General features: G+C 37.2%; 18 protein-coding genes and 1 rRNA gene. 10 read left to right on the top strand and 9 right to left on the bottom strand.

Annotated features, from left to right (window positions below):
- Positions 1 to 10: 10 nt before the first annotated feature.
- The 4 genes from LLS04_RS03660 to LLS04_RS03645 form a co-directional block, all read right to left on the bottom strand.
- Positions 11 to 1,549 (bottom strand): 16S ribosomal RNA (locus tag LLS04_RS03660).
- A 270-nt stretch (positions 1,550 to 1,819) separates the two neighbouring features.
- Complete coding sequence (locus LLS04_RS03655) at positions 1,820 to 3,676, bottom strand: heavy metal translocating P-type ATPase (protein ID WP_323611993.1); 1,857 nt, start codon at positions 3,674 to 3,676, stop codon at positions 1,820 to 1,822.
- A gap of 149 nt (positions 3,677 to 3,825) precedes the next feature.
- Positions 3,826 to 4,638: an aldo/keto reductase gene (locus LLS04_RS03650; RefSeq protein ID WP_323611992.1), complete on the bottom strand. Its 813-nt coding sequence runs from the start codon at positions 4,636 to 4,638 to the stop codon at positions 3,826 to 3,828.
- On the bottom strand, positions 4,638 to 5,546 hold the full coding sequence (locus LLS04_RS03645) for a patatin-like phospholipase family protein (RefSeq protein ID WP_323611991.1): 909 nt from the start codon (positions 5,544 to 5,546) through the stop codon (positions 4,638 to 4,640). The genes LLS04_RS03650 and LLS04_RS03645 overlap by 1 nt, the downstream gene beginning before the upstream one ends.
- A 114-nt stretch (positions 5,547 to 5,660) precedes the next feature.
- Here LLS04_RS03645 and LLS04_RS03640 point away from each other — a divergent pair, with 114 nt between their 5' ends.
- The 4 genes from LLS04_RS03640 (at position 5,661) to LLS04_RS03625 (ending at position 8,781) form a co-directional block, all read left to right on the top strand.
- Positions 5,661 to 6,905, top strand: a complete 1,245-nt coding sequence (locus LLS04_RS03640) for a DNA recombination protein RmuC (RefSeq protein WP_323611989.1) — start codon at positions 5,661 to 5,663, stop codon at positions 6,903 to 6,905.
- A 122-nt stretch (positions 6,906 to 7,027) separates the two neighbouring features.
- A complete protein-coding gene (locus tag LLS04_RS03635) occupies positions 7,028 to 8,011 on the top strand; it encodes a D-isomer specific 2-hydroxyacid dehydrogenase family protein (protein WP_123172023.1) in 984 nt (327 codons plus the stop codon).
- 93 nt (positions 8,012 to 8,104) lie between these two features.
- The gene (locus LLS04_RS03630) at positions 8,105 to 8,335 is read left to right on the top strand and encodes a hypothetical protein (RefSeq protein WP_323611988.1); all 231 of its coding nucleotides are present in this window, start codon (positions 8,105 to 8,107) and stop codon (positions 8,333 to 8,335) included.
- 47 nt (positions 8,336 to 8,382) lie between these two features.
- Positions 8,383 to 8,781 (top strand): HAD-IA family hydrolase, encoded by a 399-nt coding sequence (locus tag LLS04_RS03625; RefSeq protein ID WP_323611987.1) that lies wholly within the window; start codon positions 8,383 to 8,385, stop codon positions 8,779 to 8,781.
- Between the two features lie 25 nt (positions 8,782 to 8,806).
- On the opposite strand, the gene alr is transcribed toward LLS04_RS03625, so the two are convergent.
- The 4 genes from alr to LLS04_RS03605 are packed head-to-tail and all read right to left on the bottom strand — an operon-like array spanning position 8,807 to position 11,745.
- Positions 8,807 to 9,877: an alanine racemase gene (gene alr, locus LLS04_RS03620; RefSeq protein WP_323611986.1), complete on the bottom strand. Its 1,071-nt coding sequence runs from the start codon at positions 9,875 to 9,877 to the stop codon at positions 8,807 to 8,809.
- Positions 9,877 to 10,287, bottom strand: a complete 411-nt coding sequence (locus LLS04_RS03615) for a hypothetical protein (protein WP_003774054.1) — start codon at positions 10,285 to 10,287, stop codon at positions 9,877 to 9,879. Before LLS04_RS03615 ends, alr begins: the two co-directional genes overlap by 1 nt.
- Before the next feature lie 17 nt (positions 10,288 to 10,304).
- Positions 10,305 to 11,249 carry a dipeptidase gene (locus LLS04_RS03610; RefSeq protein WP_323611985.1) on the bottom strand — a complete coding sequence of 315 codons (945 nt, stop codon included), beginning with the start codon at positions 11,247 to 11,249 and terminating at the stop codon, positions 10,305 to 10,307.
- Positions 11,233 to 11,745 carry a GNAT family N-acetyltransferase gene (locus LLS04_RS03605; RefSeq protein WP_323611984.1) on the bottom strand — a complete coding sequence of 171 codons (513 nt, stop codon included), beginning with the start codon at positions 11,743 to 11,745 and terminating at the stop codon, positions 11,233 to 11,235. The genes LLS04_RS03610 and LLS04_RS03605 overlap by 17 nt, the downstream gene beginning before the upstream one ends.
- Before the next feature lie 89 nt (positions 11,746 to 11,834).
- On the opposite strand from LLS04_RS03605, the gene LLS04_RS03600 reads away from it, so the two are divergent.
- The 5 genes from LLS04_RS03600 to LLS04_RS03580 all read left to right on the top strand — a co-directional run bounded on the left by LLS04_RS03600 (position 11,835) and on the right by LLS04_RS03580 (position 15,810).
- Positions 11,835 to 12,689, top strand: a complete 855-nt coding sequence (locus tag LLS04_RS03600) for a YitT family protein (protein WP_123172028.1) — start codon at positions 11,835 to 11,837, stop codon at positions 12,687 to 12,689.
- A 9-nt stretch (positions 12,690 to 12,698) separates the two neighbouring features.
- Positions 12,699 to 13,352: a hydrolase gene (locus tag LLS04_RS03595; RefSeq protein WP_323611983.1), complete on the top strand. Its 654-nt coding sequence runs from the start codon at positions 12,699 to 12,701 to the stop codon at positions 13,350 to 13,352.
- Between the two features lie 58 nt (positions 13,353 to 13,410).
- Positions 13,411 to 13,701, top strand: a complete 291-nt coding sequence (locus LLS04_RS03590) for a HesB/YadR/YfhF family protein (protein WP_323611982.1) — start codon at positions 13,411 to 13,413, stop codon at positions 13,699 to 13,701.
- Between the two features lie 76 nt (positions 13,702 to 13,777).
- Positions 13,778 to 14,458 (top strand): GTP pyrophosphokinase, encoded by a 681-nt coding sequence (locus tag LLS04_RS03585; protein WP_323611981.1) that lies wholly within the window; start codon positions 13,778 to 13,780, stop codon positions 14,456 to 14,458.
- Between the two features lie 104 nt (positions 14,459 to 14,562).
- Positions 14,563 to 15,810, top strand: a complete 1,248-nt coding sequence (locus LLS04_RS03580; RefSeq protein WP_013852417.1) for a DUF1576 domain-containing protein — start codon at positions 14,563 to 14,565, stop codon at positions 15,808 to 15,810.
- 65 nt (positions 15,811 to 15,875) lie between these two features.
- Here the strand turns inward: LLS04_RS03580 and LLS04_RS03575 are convergent.
- Positions 15,876 to 17,230, bottom strand: a protein-coding gene (locus tag LLS04_RS03575) for an IS3 family transposase (RefSeq protein ID WP_216822551.1) whose coding sequence is annotated in 2 segments (ribosomal slippage) — positions 15,876 to 16,739 and positions 16,742 to 17,230 — 1,353 coding nt in all. Because the reading frame shifts where the segments join, the coding sequence is not laid out codon by codon here.
- Positions 17,231 to 17,355: 125 nt separating this feature from the next.
- On the opposite strand from LLS04_RS03575, the gene LLS04_RS03570 reads away from it, so the two are divergent.
- Positions 17,356 to 19,329: an alpha/beta hydrolase family protein gene (locus LLS04_RS03570; RefSeq protein ID WP_323611980.1), complete on the top strand. Its 1,974-nt coding sequence runs from the start codon at positions 17,356 to 17,358 to the stop codon at positions 19,327 to 19,329.
- Position 19,330: the final 1 nt, after the last annotated feature.

Below are 19,330 nucleotides of genomic sequence, written 5' to 3'. Positions count from 1 at the left end.
TACTCCTTAGAAAGGAGGTGATCCATCCCCACCTTCCGGTAGGGATACCTTGTTACGACTTAACCCCAATCATCGATCCTACCTTCGACGGCTCCCTCCTAGTAAACTAGGTTAGGCCACCGGCTTCGGGTATTACCAACTCTCATGGTTTGACGGGCGGTGTGTACAAGGCCCGAGAACGTATTCACCGCGGCATTCTGATCCGCGATTACTAGCGATTCCGACTTCATGGAGTCGAGTTGCAGACTCCAATCCGAACTGAGACGTACTTTCTGAGATTCGCTCCGCATCGCTGCTTCGCTGCCCTCTGTATACGCCATTGTAGTACGTGTGTAGCCCAGATCATAAGGGGCATGATGATTTGACGTCATCCCCACCTTCCTCCGGTTTATCACCGGCAGTCTCTTTAGAGTCCCCAACTTAATGCTGGTAACTAAAGACAAGGGTTGCGCTCGTTGCGGGACTTAACCCAACATCTCACGACACGAGCTGACGACAACCATGCACCACCTGTATCCGCCATAACTATTACACATCTCTGTGCTTTTGCGCGGTATGTCAAGACCTGGTAAGGTTCTTCGCGTTGCTTCGAATTAAACCACATACTCCACCGCTTGTGCGGGCCCCCGTCAATTCCTTTGAGTTTTACGCTTGCGCGCATACTCCCCAGGCGGGATACTTATTGCGTTAACTACAGCACTGAATTTCTCCAACACTTAGTATCCATCGTTTACGGCGTGGACTACTAGGGTATCTAATCCTATTTGCTCCCCACGCTTTCGAGCCTCAGCGTCAGTTACAGGCCAGTTAGCCGCCTTCGCCACTGGTGTTCCTCCATATATCTACGCATTTTACCGCTACACATGGAATTCCACTAACCTCTCCTGCACTCTAGTCTACCAGTTTCTATGGCATCACGGGGTTAAGCCCCGAACTTTAACCATAAACTTGATAAACCGCCTGCGCTCCCTTTACGCCCAATAATTCCGGATAACGCTTGCCACCTACGTATTACCGCGGCTGCTGGCACGTAGTTAGCCGTGGCTTTCTGGTAAGGTACCGTCATATAGAAAGCATTCCCTCTTCCTATCGTTCTTCCCTTACAACAGAGCTTTACAACCCGAAGGCCGTCTTCACTCACGCGGCGTTGCTCGGTCAGGGTTTCCCCCATTGCCGAAAATTCCCTACTGCTGCCTCCCGTAGGAGTCTGGGCCGTGTCTCAGTCCCAGTGTGGCCGGTCACCCTCTCAGGTCGGCTACGCATCATCGTCTTGGTAAGCCGTTACCTTACCAACTAACTAATGCGCCATAAGCCCATCTCGTTGTGATGTATCCCATCTTTAATTAATCTAAGATGTCTTAGATTAACGTATCCGGTATTAGCAGAAGTTTCCCTCTGTTATCCCAGGCATCGAGGCAGGTTGCTTATGTATTACTCACCCGTTCGCCACTAAGTTCCAAGGAGCAAGCTCCTCTTCACTTCGTTCGACTTGCATGTATTAGGCACGCCGCCAGCGTTCATCCTGAGCCAGGATCAAACTCTCCATTTGATTCTTTCTCTTTTTAACTCTGACGAGTTTTGTTTATTTATTTATCCGTATTTCTTTTTGAAATTGACGTTTCCTGTTTAGTTTTCAAAGACCATTTTCTGCACCCGGTTTCCCTTAGCGCTTGTATATAATACCACCCTCTTTAGCCACCGTCAACACTATTTTCACTTTATTTTGATAATGTTGTTAAATTATAAATATGTGTGATTTTAAAGGCTTGATTTGGTGGTTTAAGGCAATAAAAAAAGGGAATTATCCCTTTAAAATCACTTATCGTTCTATTTTTATTTCTTTCAAGAGTCTTAAACTGTTTAGAATTACTAGAATTGTACTTCCTTCATGACCCACAACACCTAAAGGCAGTGATATTCGATCAAAGAAGTTTGAAATCACCAACAGAAGTATAACCCCAATTGAAAAGCTCACATTTTGTATAACTATCTTACGAAGTTTGAGCGATAGTTCGATTGCATATTGAATTCCATGGATATCATCTTTAACTAATATAATGTCGGCTGCTTCCATTGCGATGTCTGTACCACTTCCCATAGCAATCCCAATTGTTGCATTCGCTAAAGCTGGCGCATCATTAATTCCATCCCCAATCATGACGACGGTTCCGTACTCTCGTTCTAAGTCTCTTATAATTGTTGCTTTTTCATCAGGTAGACATTCAGCAACAATCTTAGATACACCAATCTGCGATCCGATATATTCTGCTGTTTTTTTATTATCACCTGTAATCATTACTGTCTTAATATTGTTTTTGTTTAGCCAGTGTACTAAAGATAATGCTTCCGGACGAATAACATCTGTAAGTCCTAGAACACCAATAACATCATCATCCTGTTGGATATAAACAAGACTGTTTCCACTTTCCGCGAATTCCAGACCCTTATCTGTAACGATTTGATCTTCTGATGTCATGTGTTCAAACTTACCGATTCGATATTCTTTTCCCGCATAAACACCTTTAATACCAAAGCCGGCAATTTCCTCAACGTTGTTTGCAGATGGATAGTCTTCGATATTCAAATTCTTATAAAGTCCCGAAACTACTGCGCTTGCAAGTGGATGTGTCGAATATTGTTCAATTGCGATGACCGCTTCGCCCACCTCACGTGCATCGACATCATCAATATAGAATATATTCGTTAAGGATGGTACCCCTTGTGTTAAAGTTCCGGTTTTATCAAAAGCAACTGCTTTAGCATCCATCATGTTCTCAAAGTGAATTCCACCTTTTACTAATATTCCGCGTTTTGCTCCGTTTGAGATTGCAGAAAGTGTTGCTGGCGTAACAGATGCAATGAGCGCACATGGTGATGCTACAACAAGTAAAATCATTCCGCGATAAAATGCAGTTTCAAAGGATTGACCCATGGTAATTATAGGGATAAGAACCACCAATAAAACAACAACCAGTACTATGCGCGCATAGTAATCTTCGATGCGCTCAATAAATCGTGCTGTTTTTGATGGGTATTGCTGCGCTTCTTCAACCATCTTAACAATTTTCTGAATGAGTGTATCGTTTACCAAAGTATTTACTTCGATTGTAATTGGATGCGAAATATTCATTGTTCCACCAAATACTGAATCACCCACACCTTTTTCTTTAGGCATCGATTCCCCTGTAATTGCAGCTTCTTCAATACTGCTTTGACCCTTATAGATCATTGCATCGATTGGAACAGTCTCACCAACAGCCACAATCACTTTATCTCCAATTTGTAATGACTCAACGGACACTACTTCTGTACTTCCATTTTTATTAAGACGTGTAGCCTCTGTCGGTTGCAGTTCCATTAAAGAACGAATTTCTCGCTGGCTACGATCAAGCGTTAGTTCCTCAAGTGCTCCTGATAAAGAAAAAATAAATATTAATACTGCGCCTTCCATATAATAACCGATCAAGCATGCGCCAATCGCCGACAAAATCATAAGGAGTTCAACGTTCAAGTGTTTATTTTGAATTGTATCTGTAATTCCTTCTTTAGTTTGGTTATAGCCACCAATTGCAATTGCTAATATTAATAGTACATTGTTTTTAAGTAGTGCACCGAGCAATAATAAAATCCCACATAATATGGTTTCTTTTAAACTTAATAGTGTGTCTTTCCACATAACAAACCCTCCAGTAATAATGATAATGATTATCATTATATGTATATTATACCATTTTGAATTGATAAATCTACTACTCTCGGTTAACATTATTCTTTCTTTAAATAAAAAGATTCACAAGGTTGAATAAAAAAAAGAGCGTAGACGCTCTATTTAAAATTATATTTATTTGGATTCGTACCTAAACGTAGATTTTCATTAAGTTTATTCACAATTTCAACTTCATCATTTGTTAGTGCGAAATCAAATATATCAAAGTTTTCTTCCAAACGGTTCATCGATTGTGTTTTTGGAAAAACAATCCAGTCCGTTTGTATTTGCCATCGTAGTGTAATTTGTGCTGCAGTTTTTTGATACTTATCCGCCAACTTCAACACATCTTTACTTTCCACTACTTTATTGCGAGCTATCGGCATCCACCCTTCGCAGGCAATTCCGTAACGGTCACACATTGATTTCAATTCTGTTTGTACTAGAAATGGATGACGTTCTACTTGGTTCACCATCGGAACAATCTTCGCCTCTTTCAGTAACACTTCCAACTGTTCCGTATTGAAGTTTGACACACCAATCGCTTTTGCTTTCTTATTACGATAGATTTCTTCGAAAGCGCGCCATGTTTCATGCGAGCTTGGTTGTGGCCAATGAATTAGATATAAGTCAATATATTCCAAGCCAAGTTTTCGAAGCGATAATTCGAACGCTTTGAGAGTTGTTTCATACCCTTGGTCTTCATTCCAACACTTCGTTGTTATGAAGAGGTCTTCACGATCAACACCTGAATCCTTGATCGCACGACCGACCGCCTCTTCATTTTCGTAGATCATCGCAGTATCGATATGACGATATCCAAGATCAAGTGCTTTTAAAACAATACTATATGCGTCTTCTTCCAGTAAACGATAGGTTCCCAAACCAAGCATCGGAATCGATGTTCCATTACTCAATGTTTTATAAATCATTATACCCCTCCCAATTCTTCTTTTATACGTTCCCAAAGTGTTTTCTTCTTCACGAGGGCTTTTATATCATCCTTATGTTTTTCTATAACCAAATCTGCACGATCCATTGTAAAGCGACCCTTACCGAGTTCAAAAACCCAAACATCGTCTAGTGGTACATTAATATGGATATCCGCATTTTTAATAATATGATAGTCTTCTTCAATACGCATAAGATCCATACAACGCGTCGCAATAGCCATCAGCGAATTATACTCATGGAAATTTTCGTTGGAATGCATCGTCACAGCAATTGTTTTATCGGACCCGTATGCCTCGACTAATTCAAGCGGAAGATTCATTCTCACACCACCATCCACAAGCATGTACCCATGGTATTCCATAGCTGCAATCACAAATGGAAAGGAACAGGAAGCACGAACCGCTTTTGCTAACGGAATATCCGTCACAATATCCCACATCGGATCTAACACTTTAAAATCCTGTGGATGTGAAACAAAGCAAACTATTTTCCCTGTAGTTAAATCAACTGCCGGAATTGCAAGTGGAATTTTAACTTCTGAAATATTATTGACACCAATTTCATCCAAAACCCTTTGAAGCTCATCTTCCAACTCTTGTCCATCTACATAACCAGCTGTAAGTTTTTCTTTTGAAAAAGGAAGAAGCTTAAGACTTGGTTTTGAAAATATATGTTTCTCTTTAATATTTCGCTCTAACTTCAAAACAATCTCTGTTAATTCATCAGAACTTAATCCACATGCTACAAGCGCCGCAATCACAGAACCCATTGAGGTTCCAGATACCATATCAATTTTAATACCTTCTTCACTTAATGCTCGAATAACAGGAAGTTGGGAAATTGATTTCACACCACCGCCTGATAACGCTAATCCAATTTTATTCATACTGACACCTCTATCCTTATTATACTATAAAATGTCATTTCTACTCGATAAACACATGAAATTGACATGGTGATGCATAAGTGTCGTATAATAGTTTTAGTCAAAGGAGTCTATATGATACAAATTCTATTATTCATTATAATTGCACTATTACTTATCCTTATATATATGCAATTAAAAATACAACGAAATAGCGTCGAAAACGAAACGCTCCAAAATCAGTTTGCACAACTTAAAGATTTAATGATGAGTCAAGCAAACAATACGATAAATCAAATGGTCGCATTCGATTTCGAAAGTCGTGAGAAGACATCCGATAAATTTAATCAATTTACCGACCGAATGGATCTTCGATTTAATGACTTAACACAACGTAACATCGTTTTTGAAAAAGAAGTAAATCGCGCCTTGATTCTTTTTCACGATAAAATGAATCTTCAATTGGATCAACAGTTTACAAAACTTACCGAAAGCATCGAAAAGCGACTTCTGCTTATGGATGAAAAAGTTAATCAATCTCTAGATCAAGGATTCAAGAAGACAAATGATACCTTCACAAACATCGTTGAACGATTAAGTAAAATCGACGAAGCTCAAAAGAAAATTGATGCACTTTCCGTTGAAATTGTATCTTTGCAAGATGTTTTAACCGATAAAAAAACGCGTGGAACCTTTGGTGAAGTACAACTCCATCAGATTTTAGCTTCAATATTCGGGGATAAAAATGATCGCATCTACCAAATGCAGTATAATCTATCCCCCGGTGTTCGACCTGATGCAGTGCTTTTTGCGCCAGAACCACTCGGAACTCTTGTAATTGATTCTAAGTTCCCCCTCGAAAACTATCGTCGCATGATTGATAAGTCCCTTGAAACCAGCCAACGCCAAAACGCTGAACGACAATTTGTTCTGGATTGTAAAAAACATATTGATGCAATCGCTGATAAGTATATTATTCCCGGCACAACTTCTGATCAAGCTTTGATGTTTGTCCCAGCTGAAGCTGTGTTTGCGACCATTAATGCCTATCACTCTGATATTTTAGACTATGCTCAACGAAAACGTGTCTGGCTTGTTTCTCCGACAACACTAATGAGCACACTTACCACAATTCAAACAATTCTCGTGAATTTAGAACGTGAAAAGTATGCAAGTGTTATTCATGACGAACTAAAGCGCTTAAATGTTGAGTTTGATCGCTATCGATTACGTTGGGATAATTTAAGCAAGCATATCGAAAATGTAAATCAAGATGTTAAAGATTTACACATCACCTCTCGAAAGATTTCAAGTCGCTTTGAATCCATTTCGGAAGTTGACCGCGATGCTCTGTCTCAAAAGGATATTGAAAATCAATAAAGAATTTTTATGGGCTTATTACGCCCTTTCTATCGTGATCTATTGTAGGATACACTTGATAGATGTCTAGGTTTTATATTTTAAAAGAATACATCTTAATCATATAAAGGAGAATGTTTAATATGAAATTAGTAGCTTATGCTGTACGTCCTGATGAAAAGGAAGCTTTTGAACGCTATACAAAGGAAATGAATATCGACTTAAAAGTTGTGAATGCACAAATGAGTATTGACAACGTTAATGAAGCGAACGGATATGAAGCTGTTGCCTTTCTAGGTAATTGTGATGCGAGCAGAGAAGTTCTTGAAATTCTTGCGCAAGGTGGCACAAAGTATATCGCATCCCGCTCTGCCGGATTTAATAATGTGGATATGGATGCTGTACGTGATCTAGGTCTTAAGTTCTCAAACGCAACCTACTCACCGAATTGTGTTGCAGACTTTGCGGTGATGTTAGTTCTTATGTCGCTTCGTAACATGAAAGCAATTATGAAACGAACAGAAGTTAAAGATTACTCACTGCCAGGAATTCAGGGTAAAGAAATGCATAATATGACATTTGGCGTCATTGGTACAGGTCGTATTGGCTGTATAACCGCCCGCAATCTTTCTGGTTTTGGTGGTCGCATTATCGGTTATGACCTCTATGAAAATGATTCTATCAAAGATGTGCTTACTTATGTCGATCTCGAAACACTTTTAAAAGAAGCCGATGTTATTACTTTACATGCTCCACTTATCGAGTCAACACATCACATTATTAACGCGGAAAGCCTCGCCCTAACAAAACCCGGAGTTGTGATTGTAAACTGTGCTCGTGGTGAGTTAATTGATACCGATGCTTTGATTAAATACGTGGAAAATGGACATATTGGTGCTGTTGGACTGGATGTTCTTGAAGGAGAACTTGGAATTTTCCATAAGGACCACCGACTTTCAACACTTTCAAATCATCAACTTGCTCTACTTGAAAGCCATAAAAATGTTATCATTACACCCCATTGTGCCTTTTACACAGACCAAGCTGTTTCAGACATGGTAGAAGTTGCCTTACGTTCTTTAAATTCTTTTATGATGTCCAACGAGAGTCAGTGGGAAATTAAATAAATTTAGAGAAAAAGGATTAATTCAAATTAATCCTTTTTTACATCTACTATCTTTATACATTCCACCTTATAATCAATGTGATGAGGAGATTTTATGACAACATTTATTTTTGATATGGATGATACAATTTATGACCAAATCATCCCATTTACTAAAGCACTCGAAGACTCGGGACTCACAAACATAGAAGACGTTCAATCTTTATACATAAAAAGTCGTAGCTATAGTGACGCTGTATTTGATGCAACTCAAAACGGTACCATGACCAATCTTGATATGAGACGATTTAGAATTCAAAAACCCTTAGAAGATCTAGAATTTTAATAAGCAATGAGCAAGCGGATTTTTTTCAAGAACGCTATGCCTATTATTTGGATTGCTTAGAACTTCATCCCTCAATCCAAGATTTGTTTACAATTCTTGCGAAACGAGATATTCCATTTTACATTTTAACCAATGGACCTTCCGAACACCAATGGAAGAAAATCAAAGCACTGCGTCTTGAAAAATACTTACCTACCCATCGAATTATAGTATCTGGAGATATCGGACATTATAAACCGTCCTGGGAAATATTTCGTGCTATAGAAGCACAACAAGAAGGAACACTCACAATGATTGGCGACTCACTTCCTAATGATGTGATTGGTGCTAAAAACGCGGGGTGGGAAGCGGTCTGGTTTAATCATAGACGGCGTGAGGGTACTTATGAAGGATTAACGTTATTTTCATTTAGCCAAATCAAAGCCTATGTCTTAAATTCCATATAAAAAGAGGATTCCAGAATCCTCTTTTTTACTTTCTTTTTTCAATGTGGACAACTTGACCATTTCGGGTATAGTATCGCGTAATGCGTTCGCTTAATGATGAGAGTTGAATATATTTAGAAATTCCTGTAATTGCTTCAATTTCTGCACAGGTTCGATGAGGTCCGATAAGTTCAACATCATCACCAAGGCAAACACTTTCATCAATTCGAATCATTGTCTGATCCATACATATTTTCCCAACAATTGAATAGGGTTTTCCCTTAATGTAGACTGGAACTAAATTATTTCTAACATCGAAACAATCAGCATATCCAATTGGCATCGTTCCAAAGTATTCATTCTTTTCGACTTGGTAAGTATAGTCATAACCAATCGATTCTCCTGGGTTTACTCTATCAATATGGCGGATTTTCGAATGAAGTGATAACACCGGTTTAAGAGCCGGAATATCTACGCGATATCCATATACTGCCAAACCCATACGGAATCCATTGATTAAAGTATTGTCTTTAATTAGAGATACCGGCGCATTTCCTACGTGAATCCATTTAAAATTGCGTTCTGATGCATTAATTATATTCTCAAATCGTGTGAGTTGTTCTTTACCTTTTTCAAGATTTTCAGGACTTGGTAAATGAGTGTAAATCCCTTCAAGTGAAACATCACTTGATAGAATTTCTTCAATTTCTTTGTCGTTTTTAATCCCAATTCGATTCATCCCTACATTAATTTCAAGATGCATGCGAAGATTAAGGTTTAAGGCTATAACTTCGCGAAACCACTGGATTGATGGGATGGTATAAATAAAATGTTCTTTCCCTTGTTCCGCAATAATGTTTGGATCAACATAACTAAAAATTAGTATATCATGGTTGATTCCTTTATTAACTAAACGTTGTGCCTCATCAATTGATGATACACAAATAAATGGGAGGTTCTCCTCTATCATGATGCGACTGCATTCAACATCACCATGACCATATGCATTTGCCTTAACAACGCCAAAAAGCGACTTACCAGTCACTTCTTGTATTTTATTGATATTGTACGAAAGATTGTCGAGATTTATCGTTGCAATCGTCTCTCTACCATCCATTAAATAATCCTCGAATAGTTATAGCTAATATAAATCGCAAGCAATCTATAGGCAATCCATAAAACTGAATGAATTTCATTTTGTGCCGCATACTTGAAAATAATTTGGTAACTGCTCAAGTCAAAGAGTCCTGCAATCCCCATTACCGTAACAACATCACTCATGACAATCGCAAGGAATGTGAATAAGGCAGCTGCAATTGAAAATTTTATTTGAACACCGCGTCCAAATTTTTGAATTGCAAGTGCGATTAGATAACCGACCCCCACAATTACGAGTGAAAAGTTGGCTACTTTATTTCTAAAAATTCCAGATACAATTCCTAAGACTACAGCGGATACAAGTCCTACAAGCAGTGCTACATTAAATCTTTGTTTCTGTGTTAATGATCGAGTGTTAAAGATTTCCATTTAGTTTTAGTTCTCCTTTATATCATTTTATGATTAACATAATTAATAAAGTTATCATAAGCAATCGCGTTTGTAAATTTCTCACCAAATTCAATTTCTATTTCTTTTAGTAAATTCTGTGTTTTTGAAGCATCTTCTAAATTTTTGATTTTAGCTGCAATCCCATCAAAATCAGACCCGAGTCCAATTTGATTTGTACAGCCCATTTTTCTTAAATATTCAATATGACGTACCAAGTCTGAAATTTGTGTTTCTTTTTCTTCATCAGTTACAAAAGCATCATAATAAACAACATGAATCGGAAAACCATGTTCTACCATTCGGCGGATCTGATTATCATCTAAATTGCGTCGATGACTCGCGATAGCCTTAACATTAGAATGACTTGCGATTACATGCTTCGCATTATTTAATACATCATCAAAGCCCTTCAAACTAATATGTGATACATCCACAAATAGCCTACGAGCATTTAGTTCTTCCACTACATTAAACCCAAAAGCGGTTAATCCGGCGCCTCGCGGTTCACCAATACCATCACATGCAAGATTCGCATCATTCCATGTCATACCGATTGAAAGAACGCCTTCATCTAAAAGATGTTTCACTTTATTCATATCGCTGCCTACACAATCGAGTCCTTCTAAAGTTAGAAAAGTTCCGATTTCATCCTCGCCCAAGTTCTCAATATCATGAAAAGATTTTAACTGAACGACACCTGGAGTTGTAAGTACACGATGCTTATAAGCTTCGATTTGTTCTAAAGCAATTTGATATTTATCATCAAAATTCAAATCGGGATCAATAAAAATCGCCATTGCTTGAACTTTAGTATTACTGGCTTTTAATTTTTCATAGTTCACATCCAAATCTTCCGAATCTTTAAATTGAAGCGTTTGATCTTGCTGGAGTTTTAAAAGTACATCACAGTGCCAATCTATGATTTTATATTTTTTTGTCATACGCGAGTCTTTCTCCTCCATCTTTTAATGTTATTTTACCACAAAGTTGGTATCCTGTTTTCACCAACAATGCATTCATAGCAAGATTGTTTTTGTGGGTATCAATTCTAAGTACTGAATAACCCGCTTTTCCACAAGTACTTTCTATTTCTTGAAGTGCCTGTGTCGCAATCTTTTGACCATAGTATGTTGAATCAACTGCAATTCGATGAACGACAGCATATGGACCCTCTTGATGCCACTGTCCTTCTTCAATCGTATCATAATTTTCATCATCACCAAACTGAAGCATAAACGTTCCCACAATATCATGTTCTTTTAAAATAACATAACTGCTCGTATCACGTATATCTTTTAAAATTGTATCTACGTTAGGATAACCATTTTGCCATTGATCGATGCCTTTTTCTCGAAAAACGTTCTTCGCTTGTTCGATAATGTTCATGATTTTGGTTAAATCATCCATATTTGCTTTTCGAATTCGTAGTGTCATCATTAATCCCTCTTATCTTATTAATTTATAGGTTCAAATTCTTTCATAAAGAAACAATACTCTTAACACCGAGATTTTGTTATAATTGTAGTATGAAAAAAACAAAAAATTATTTACTCTGTATTACTGGTGCAATTATGTTTGCACTCTCTGTTAATCTATTTATTATTCCTGCACAGATTTACAATGGCGGTATGGTGGGGATAGCCCAGTTACTGCGCGATGCCATCCAATATGTCTTTAAATTTGAATTTGGTTTTGACATCGCTGGGATTGTTAATTTATTTTTAAACATTCCATTGCTCATCTTTGCATGGTTCAAGTTTTCGCATTCTTTTGTGCGTTATACACTTGTAACTATTGTAACACAAGCAATCTGTTTTACATTAATTCCTGTCCTAAATCAGCCAATTGTAGATGATGTATTTATTTCAATAATCATTGCGGCTGTTCTTGGTGCTTTTGGTGCCTCACTATCCTATCGTGCCAAAGGTTCTTCAGGTGGATTGGATGTTATTGGGTTTTATTTATCTCAAAAAAAGAAAGGAAGTTTGGGTTCATTATATTTAATGGTGAACTGTTCAATTTATCTTGTGTGTTTAATTGTTTATAATGCACAAACTGCACTTTATTCGCTCGTGTACTCCTTTATCTTTTCCTTCTGTCTTGATAAGTTTCATGAGCACAATATTGAAGTTAGTGTTATGGTTTATACAAAGAATAAAGATATTAAACGAGAAATTATTGAAGTTATCCACCGTGGCGTAACGTATTGGGATGGTTATGGTGCATATACCGGTAGTCAAATGGATGTATTTGTAACCATTGTTGCCCAAAGTGAAGTTGTTGAATTAAAACAACTTATTCGAAAACATGATCCCAATGCATTTATCATTGTTACAAAAAATTTAAAAGTAGACGGAGGATTTGAAAAACGTCTCATCTAGGAGGTAATTATGTTTGTTCCAGAATATAATGGCAACTTAAGATCGCACATTATTCGTGTGCCTGAATCGATTCAGGAAGCAAGTGGAATTAAATTATTTGGTCGTACGATTAAATCATTTTTATTCACGACTGATGTCGCAATTATTCGTAATTGTAATGCCGATGCGGTTATCGCAATTTATCCTTTTACACCCCAACCAATTATTACACACGCAATTAAGAATGTTGCGGATGTTCCAGTCTTTTCTGGAATTGGTGGTGGCACTACCCGTGGACTTCGCGTTATAGGTCTTGCAGTTGATGCTGAACAACAAGGTGCAACAGGTGTTGTACTAAATGCTCCAACTACAAATAAATTAATACGTCTTGTGAAACAAGCGATTGAGATTCCGATTATTATCACCGTTCTAAACGAAAATGAAGATATTCAGGCACGTCTTGATGCCGGTGCAACGATACTCAATGTATCCGCGGCAGCGCGCACACCTGAAGTTGTTGCAGCAATTCGAAAGAATCATCCGCAAGTACCAATTATCGCGACTGGTGGCCCTACGGAAGAATCATGTCGGAAAACCATCCAAGCTGGCGCAAACGCAGTATCCTTTACACCCCCAAGCACAGCCGATATGTTTAAAGACTTGATGGCTACCTATCGAGAGTAAGCATATTACATAATAATTCAACCAGAGTGTGATAACATAACTTAAAAGAGGTGACACAATGAAATTAGAAGTATCGAAAGAAGCAGCAGAGTGGTATATTCGCGAACTGAATCTTAAAGCAAACGACAGCATTAAATTTTTTGGAAAGGTTTATGGTCCTCACGGTGGTTTCTCATTTGCGTTGGCAATTATGGAACCAAGTAGACCACTGGAAATGATCAAAGTAGAAGGCATCAACTTTTATGTTGAAAAATCAGATGACTGGTTTTTTGCCGATAAAGACCTCAGCATTACGTTTGATAAAGAACGTGATGAACCAAAATACGACGTAACAATAATAGAGGGATAACCCTCTTTTTTTTACTTTCTTCTAGATATCATAGACTTTTAATATTTTATGATAAAATAATGTTAGAGGTGAGTTTATGTCACGAAATGAAGTTATTATTAATAATCAAAAATTTAAAGTGCCCACAGACTTTGTAAATCAAACCAAAAATTTCATTGCTTTAATGCTTTTATATGATTGCGCAGTACGCGAAATCACCACCAAACTTGAAATTTTGGACAGAGAACTTGGAACACTTACGACCCGAAATCCAATTACAACCATAAAATCACGCGTTAAAAAACCACAAAGTATTGTGGAAAAGCTGCTTAGACTTGAAGTCCCTTTGAATGTGGATTCAATCCCGCAGCACTTAAATGACGTTGCAGGCGTTCGGGTAATTTGTTCATACATCGATGATATCTATATTGTCGCAGATATGATTTCAAATCAAGATGATATCCAAGTCCTTGAAATTAAAGATTATATTCAATTTCCTAAAGAGAACGGTTACCGCAGTCTTCATTTAATTGTGGAGGTTCCCGTCTTTCTTTCAGATGGAAAACATTACGCTAAAGTAGAAATTCAGATCCGTACAATTGCCATGGATTTTTGGGCTTCGTTGGAACATGAAATCCGTTATAAAAAAGATCATCGTCATATTGAGTTAGTATCAGAAGAACTTTTTGACTGTGCAGAGACGATTGCGAAAACTGATCGAAAAATGCTTGATATCCGAAATTTAATCGACGATGAAAACTCAAAGAACAATTTTTAGAACGCTTATGCGTTCTTTTTATTGTTTTCTGGGTGTTCTTTTATTCATATAATGCTTTTTATTTAAGAAAAATTAAGTTATATTTATGAAAAAGGAAGTGATTTATGCGTAATCAAACAAACCGGCTTTTCTTATATTTAAGTGTTTTACTAATTGGCTCTGCTTTTGTTCTTGATTCACCTGAAGCTATTTTTTCTGGAATGATTCAGATCATTGTTCAGTCAGATATTTTGATTACCGATTATTTCGCAATCGGCGGCGTTGGCGCAGCACTCTTTAATGCTGGTCTGATCACGCTTGTTTCCGTTTTAATCATTATGTATTCTGAGACCGAATTTTCAGGTTCGGTCATTGCCTCAATTATGCTTATGTTAAGTTTCGGATTGTTTGGTAAAAACATTGTCAATATTATTCCGATTCTCATTGGTACATATCTTTATGCACTCGTTACCAAAGAGCCATACAAGGATATCGTACATATATCGTTGCTTGCTACAAGTTTTTCCCCAATTGTAAGTGAGTTAATGTTTGTCGTGAACTTACCTCTCTACTTACGATTGTTTTTAAGTATTACGGTAGGTCTCTCGATTGGATTTACGATTAAGCCCGTCGCACGTTCTTTATATAAAGTTCATGACGGTTATAGCCTCGCGAATATTGGTTTTGCGATTGGTATTATGAGTACGCTCTATGTATCCGTAATGAAATCATATGGTTATGTGCCCTATAAACGCATGATCGTAACGACTCAATATACGGTTCCCTCTGCAATTGTCTTATCAATTCTGTTTCTCTTGCTGTTTTATATCGGTTGGCTCAGTGATCATGATGCTTTTAAAAAATATCGCCAATTGCTTCATGAAACAGGTCATGGTGATAACGATTTTTATAAAAAATACGGTCTTGGCGCTGTCTTAATTAATATGTCCGTAAACGGGTTTTTAGCATTATTCTTTGTGCTTGTAGTTGCGAAAGGTGCACTTAATGGACCCAATATTGGCGGTATTCTCACAATAATTGGTTTCTCAGGAGCTGGGAAACATTGGAAAAATATTACGCCTATTTTTATCGGTATCTATCTCGGTGGACTTACCAAGAGTTGGTCTTTAGATCAACCTGCAGTACTACTTGGTGCTCTTTTTAGTACCGCCCTAGCACCGATTGCAGGAGACTTTGGATTTATTTGGGGTGTTGTTGCTGGATTTATAAACTCTTCTGTTGTTCTTAATTCGGGTTCCTTGCATGCAGGCATGAACCTATATAATACCGGGTTTGCGGTCGGTATTGTCGCAGCTGTGATGGTTCCGGTCCTTCGACTATTTATTCCTTTAAAGGAACAACGATCTAAGTAATCCCTGCTCAATTTTGAATGTCTTAGGAGTTGGTAACATGAACTGAACCCCAAATCTTGGACAAGCTAATTATCTTTTAAATTTAAGGATTGATTCCTGTATTGAACAGGGGTCAGTCCTTTTAGTTTGCTCTTAATTCTCTTGTTATTATAATAGTCGATATATTCATCAATTGCATCAACTAATTCTTCTACCTTTTTATACTTATGTTCTTGGTCATAATACATTTCTGATTTTAGTAGCCCAAAAAATCCCTCCATGAGTCCGTTATCAATACTATTTCCCTTTCTTGACATACTTCTAATCATCGAATGTGCTTCTAATTCTTTCACATAAAATTGATGTTGATATTGCCAGCCTCTATCCGAATGAATAATTGTTCCTTGCGTATCGTTACAAGAAAATGCCTTGTGAAGCATGTCTCTAGTTTGATCCAAATTAGGACTTGTAGATATGTTGTAAGATACAATGTATCTACCATATGCATCAAGTATTGGTGAAAGATAGATTTTCTTCCCTTGCACATTAAACTCAGTGATATCCGTAAACCATTTTTGATTGGGTTTATCAGCTTCAAAATCTCTTTGAACTCGATTCTCAACAATGGTTCCCACTGTCCCTTTATATGAAGAATACTTACGTTTCTTTCTTATGATTGAATGTAATCCCATTTTATTCATAAGTCTCAAGACTTTCTTGTGATTTACACGAATTCCTCGATTATTTAGTTCTAAAGTAATTCTACGATAACCATATCGTCCTTTGTGATCATAATAGATTTCTATAATCTCTTGCATAAGTTCGTCGTTTTTGGTATCAAAATCAATTTTTGAAACGTAGAAGTAGTAAGTAGATCGAGCGAGTCCGGATATTTTTAAAAGAATCTCTAAGGGATATTTTTGTCGTAGTAAGGAGACTACTCTGGTTTTTTCTTCTTTTCGCGCTCCACCCTTTGTTTCACTACGGCATTCAATTTTTTTAAATATTCATTCTCCGCTTCCAAATACTTGTTTTTTTTCTTCAATGCCTTTAGTTCATCATTAACTGTTAATAGTTTAGTTGGTTTTGTCATAGATGGTTTACCTCGTTTCCGTTCTATGACATTATAGCCGTTTTCTTTATAATTTTTAATCCAATTGTAAATCAATCCATCAGAACTTAATCCAAGTTCGATGGCGACAGCTATTGTACTTTCTCCATCCATTAATATCCGATTTATTACTTCTAACTTAAATTCATGAGAATAAAAGTGATTTTTGTTTCGTCTTAGAACATTGGGTCCATGTTGATCGATAAGTCTTACCAAATATTTAATACTTGATTTATTAATACCATACTCATTTACTAATGAACATACTGACTGTCCTAACTTTCGTTTTTCATATATTTCAATTTTTTGTTTTCGTGTTAGCTTAGCCATAAAAAACCGCACCTCCTCATCTTTGTCCAAGATTCGGGGTGCGGTTCAACACCAACTCCTTTTTTTATGCTTAAACGGTTCTGTTTGGCGTGATTGTGATATAATTCTAAAAAGGAGTGACACATATGAAACAATTAGAATTACAAGATTTTCTGAATTATACTTATTTGGCTTCACTTACGACAAGTCCTGCTAAGAAACACATGGCATTTATCAAATCAAATGCACGTTATGATGAAAATGATTATGTTCATGATTTATATTTAACGGATGGATCAACGCATAAACGTATTTTTGATTTAGGAAATGATTCGCGTTATTTTTGGGAGACTGATGATACGCTGCTAATCCCTACTTCACGTATCGAATCCGAAAAGAATGCTCTCAAAGCGAAGCATTCAGTATTTTACCGTTATGACATTCATTCTGGCGAATTAAATCACGCATATACTTTTAAGTTTCCAGTAGGATTTTTAAAAATTATTGATGATAATCATTTATTACTTTCAGGAAGTTTAAGTGTCACAGATCACGTTTTCCTTGAAAGTGATGATGAAGCACGCTCGAAATATAACGCGGAAACGGAAGCTAACACATACTATGAAGTGTTTGAAGAAATTCCGTTCTACTCAAATGGCGGCGGTTTTAATCAAGCGAGACGCAGTCAATTGTTTATCTATACGATTGATGAAGATCGTTACACTGCACTCTCAGATAAAAATGAAGACATTTCGCTTTATCATTTTGATAAAGAAAAACAGTGCATGATTTATGCACGTGAAGTAGCAATGGGTAAACCTGATTTCTTCCAAGATCTTTATTTGTATGATTTTAAGAAAAACGAAGAAACAGCGCTCTACACAAAACATGATTTTTCTTTTAGTTCTGTATTCATGATTAACGATACCGTTTACGCATTGGGAAGTAACCTCCAAAAACACGGTATTAATCAAAACAGTGATTTATATCAAATCACTCATAATGCCCTCATTAAGATCCAAGATTTTGGATTAAGTGCTTGGGGTTCAATTGGTAGTGATGTTCGTTTTGCTGGATCAGTAACCAACCGTGTCGTCGATGATATCTATTATTTTGTAGGAACATACCGTGATCGAACTGTACTCTATAGTTTTGATGGTACATCAATCAAACGTGCATTTGATGCATTAGGAAGTCTTGATGCGTGGGTCAAATTTAACGATGATTTTTACGGTATTGGACTCTATAACAATAACCTCCAAGAATTCTATCGTCTTGACCTAGCAAATAACACAGTCTCAAGGGTTTCTGAATTTAATCAATCAATTCTTAAAGATACATACATCGCAAAACCTGAACACTTTGAATATACCAATGACGGTCAATTGCTTGATGGTTGGGTTCTTTTACCGCAAGATTATGACCCTAGTCAATCTTATCCTGCTATCTTAGATATTCATGGGGGACCAAAAACAATCTATTCCGATGTTTTCTATCATGAAATGCAAGTATGGGCAAACAAAGGCTATATTGTCTTCTTTACTAACCCTCGTGGTGGAGATGTTTATGGAAATGAGTTTATGGATATCTTTGGTCGTTATGGCGATGTAGATTATGATGACCTCATGAAGTTTACCGATATTGTCTTAGATCGCTATGCAATTGATCCTAAGCGTGTTGGTGTAACGGGTGGATCGTATGGTGGATTTATGACTAACTGGATTGTTGGTCACACAGATCGCTTTAAATGTGCTGCGACCCAACGTTCAATTTCAAACTGGATTTCGTTCTATGGTACATCGGACATTGGCTTTTACTTTGCAGACGATCAAACGGCTGCAGATCCAATTGAAGACACTGAAAAAATGTGGCACCAATCGCCACTTAAATATGCTCGCAACGTGAAAACACCGTTACTCTTTATCCACTCGGATGAAGATTATCGTTGTCCGATTGAACAAGGTATGCAATTCTTCACATATATCAAAGAAAACGGCGTTGATACACGTTTTGTTTGGTTACGTGAAGAAAACCATGATCTTTCACGTACTGGTAAACCTAAAGCTCGTGTTAAACGACTTGAAGAAATTACCAACTGGATGGATAAATACTTAAAATAGT

Origin of the sequence: Erysipelothrix enhydrae, from assembly GCF_035066605.1 — a bacterium.
GTDB classification, from domain to species: Bacteria; Bacillota_I; Bacilli_A; order Erysipelotrichales; family Erysipelotrichaceae; genus Erysipelothrix; species Erysipelothrix amsterdamensis.
The sequence above is the reverse complement of the archived record's forward strand: the minus strand, read 5'-3'. Positions and strand labels throughout refer to the sequence as shown.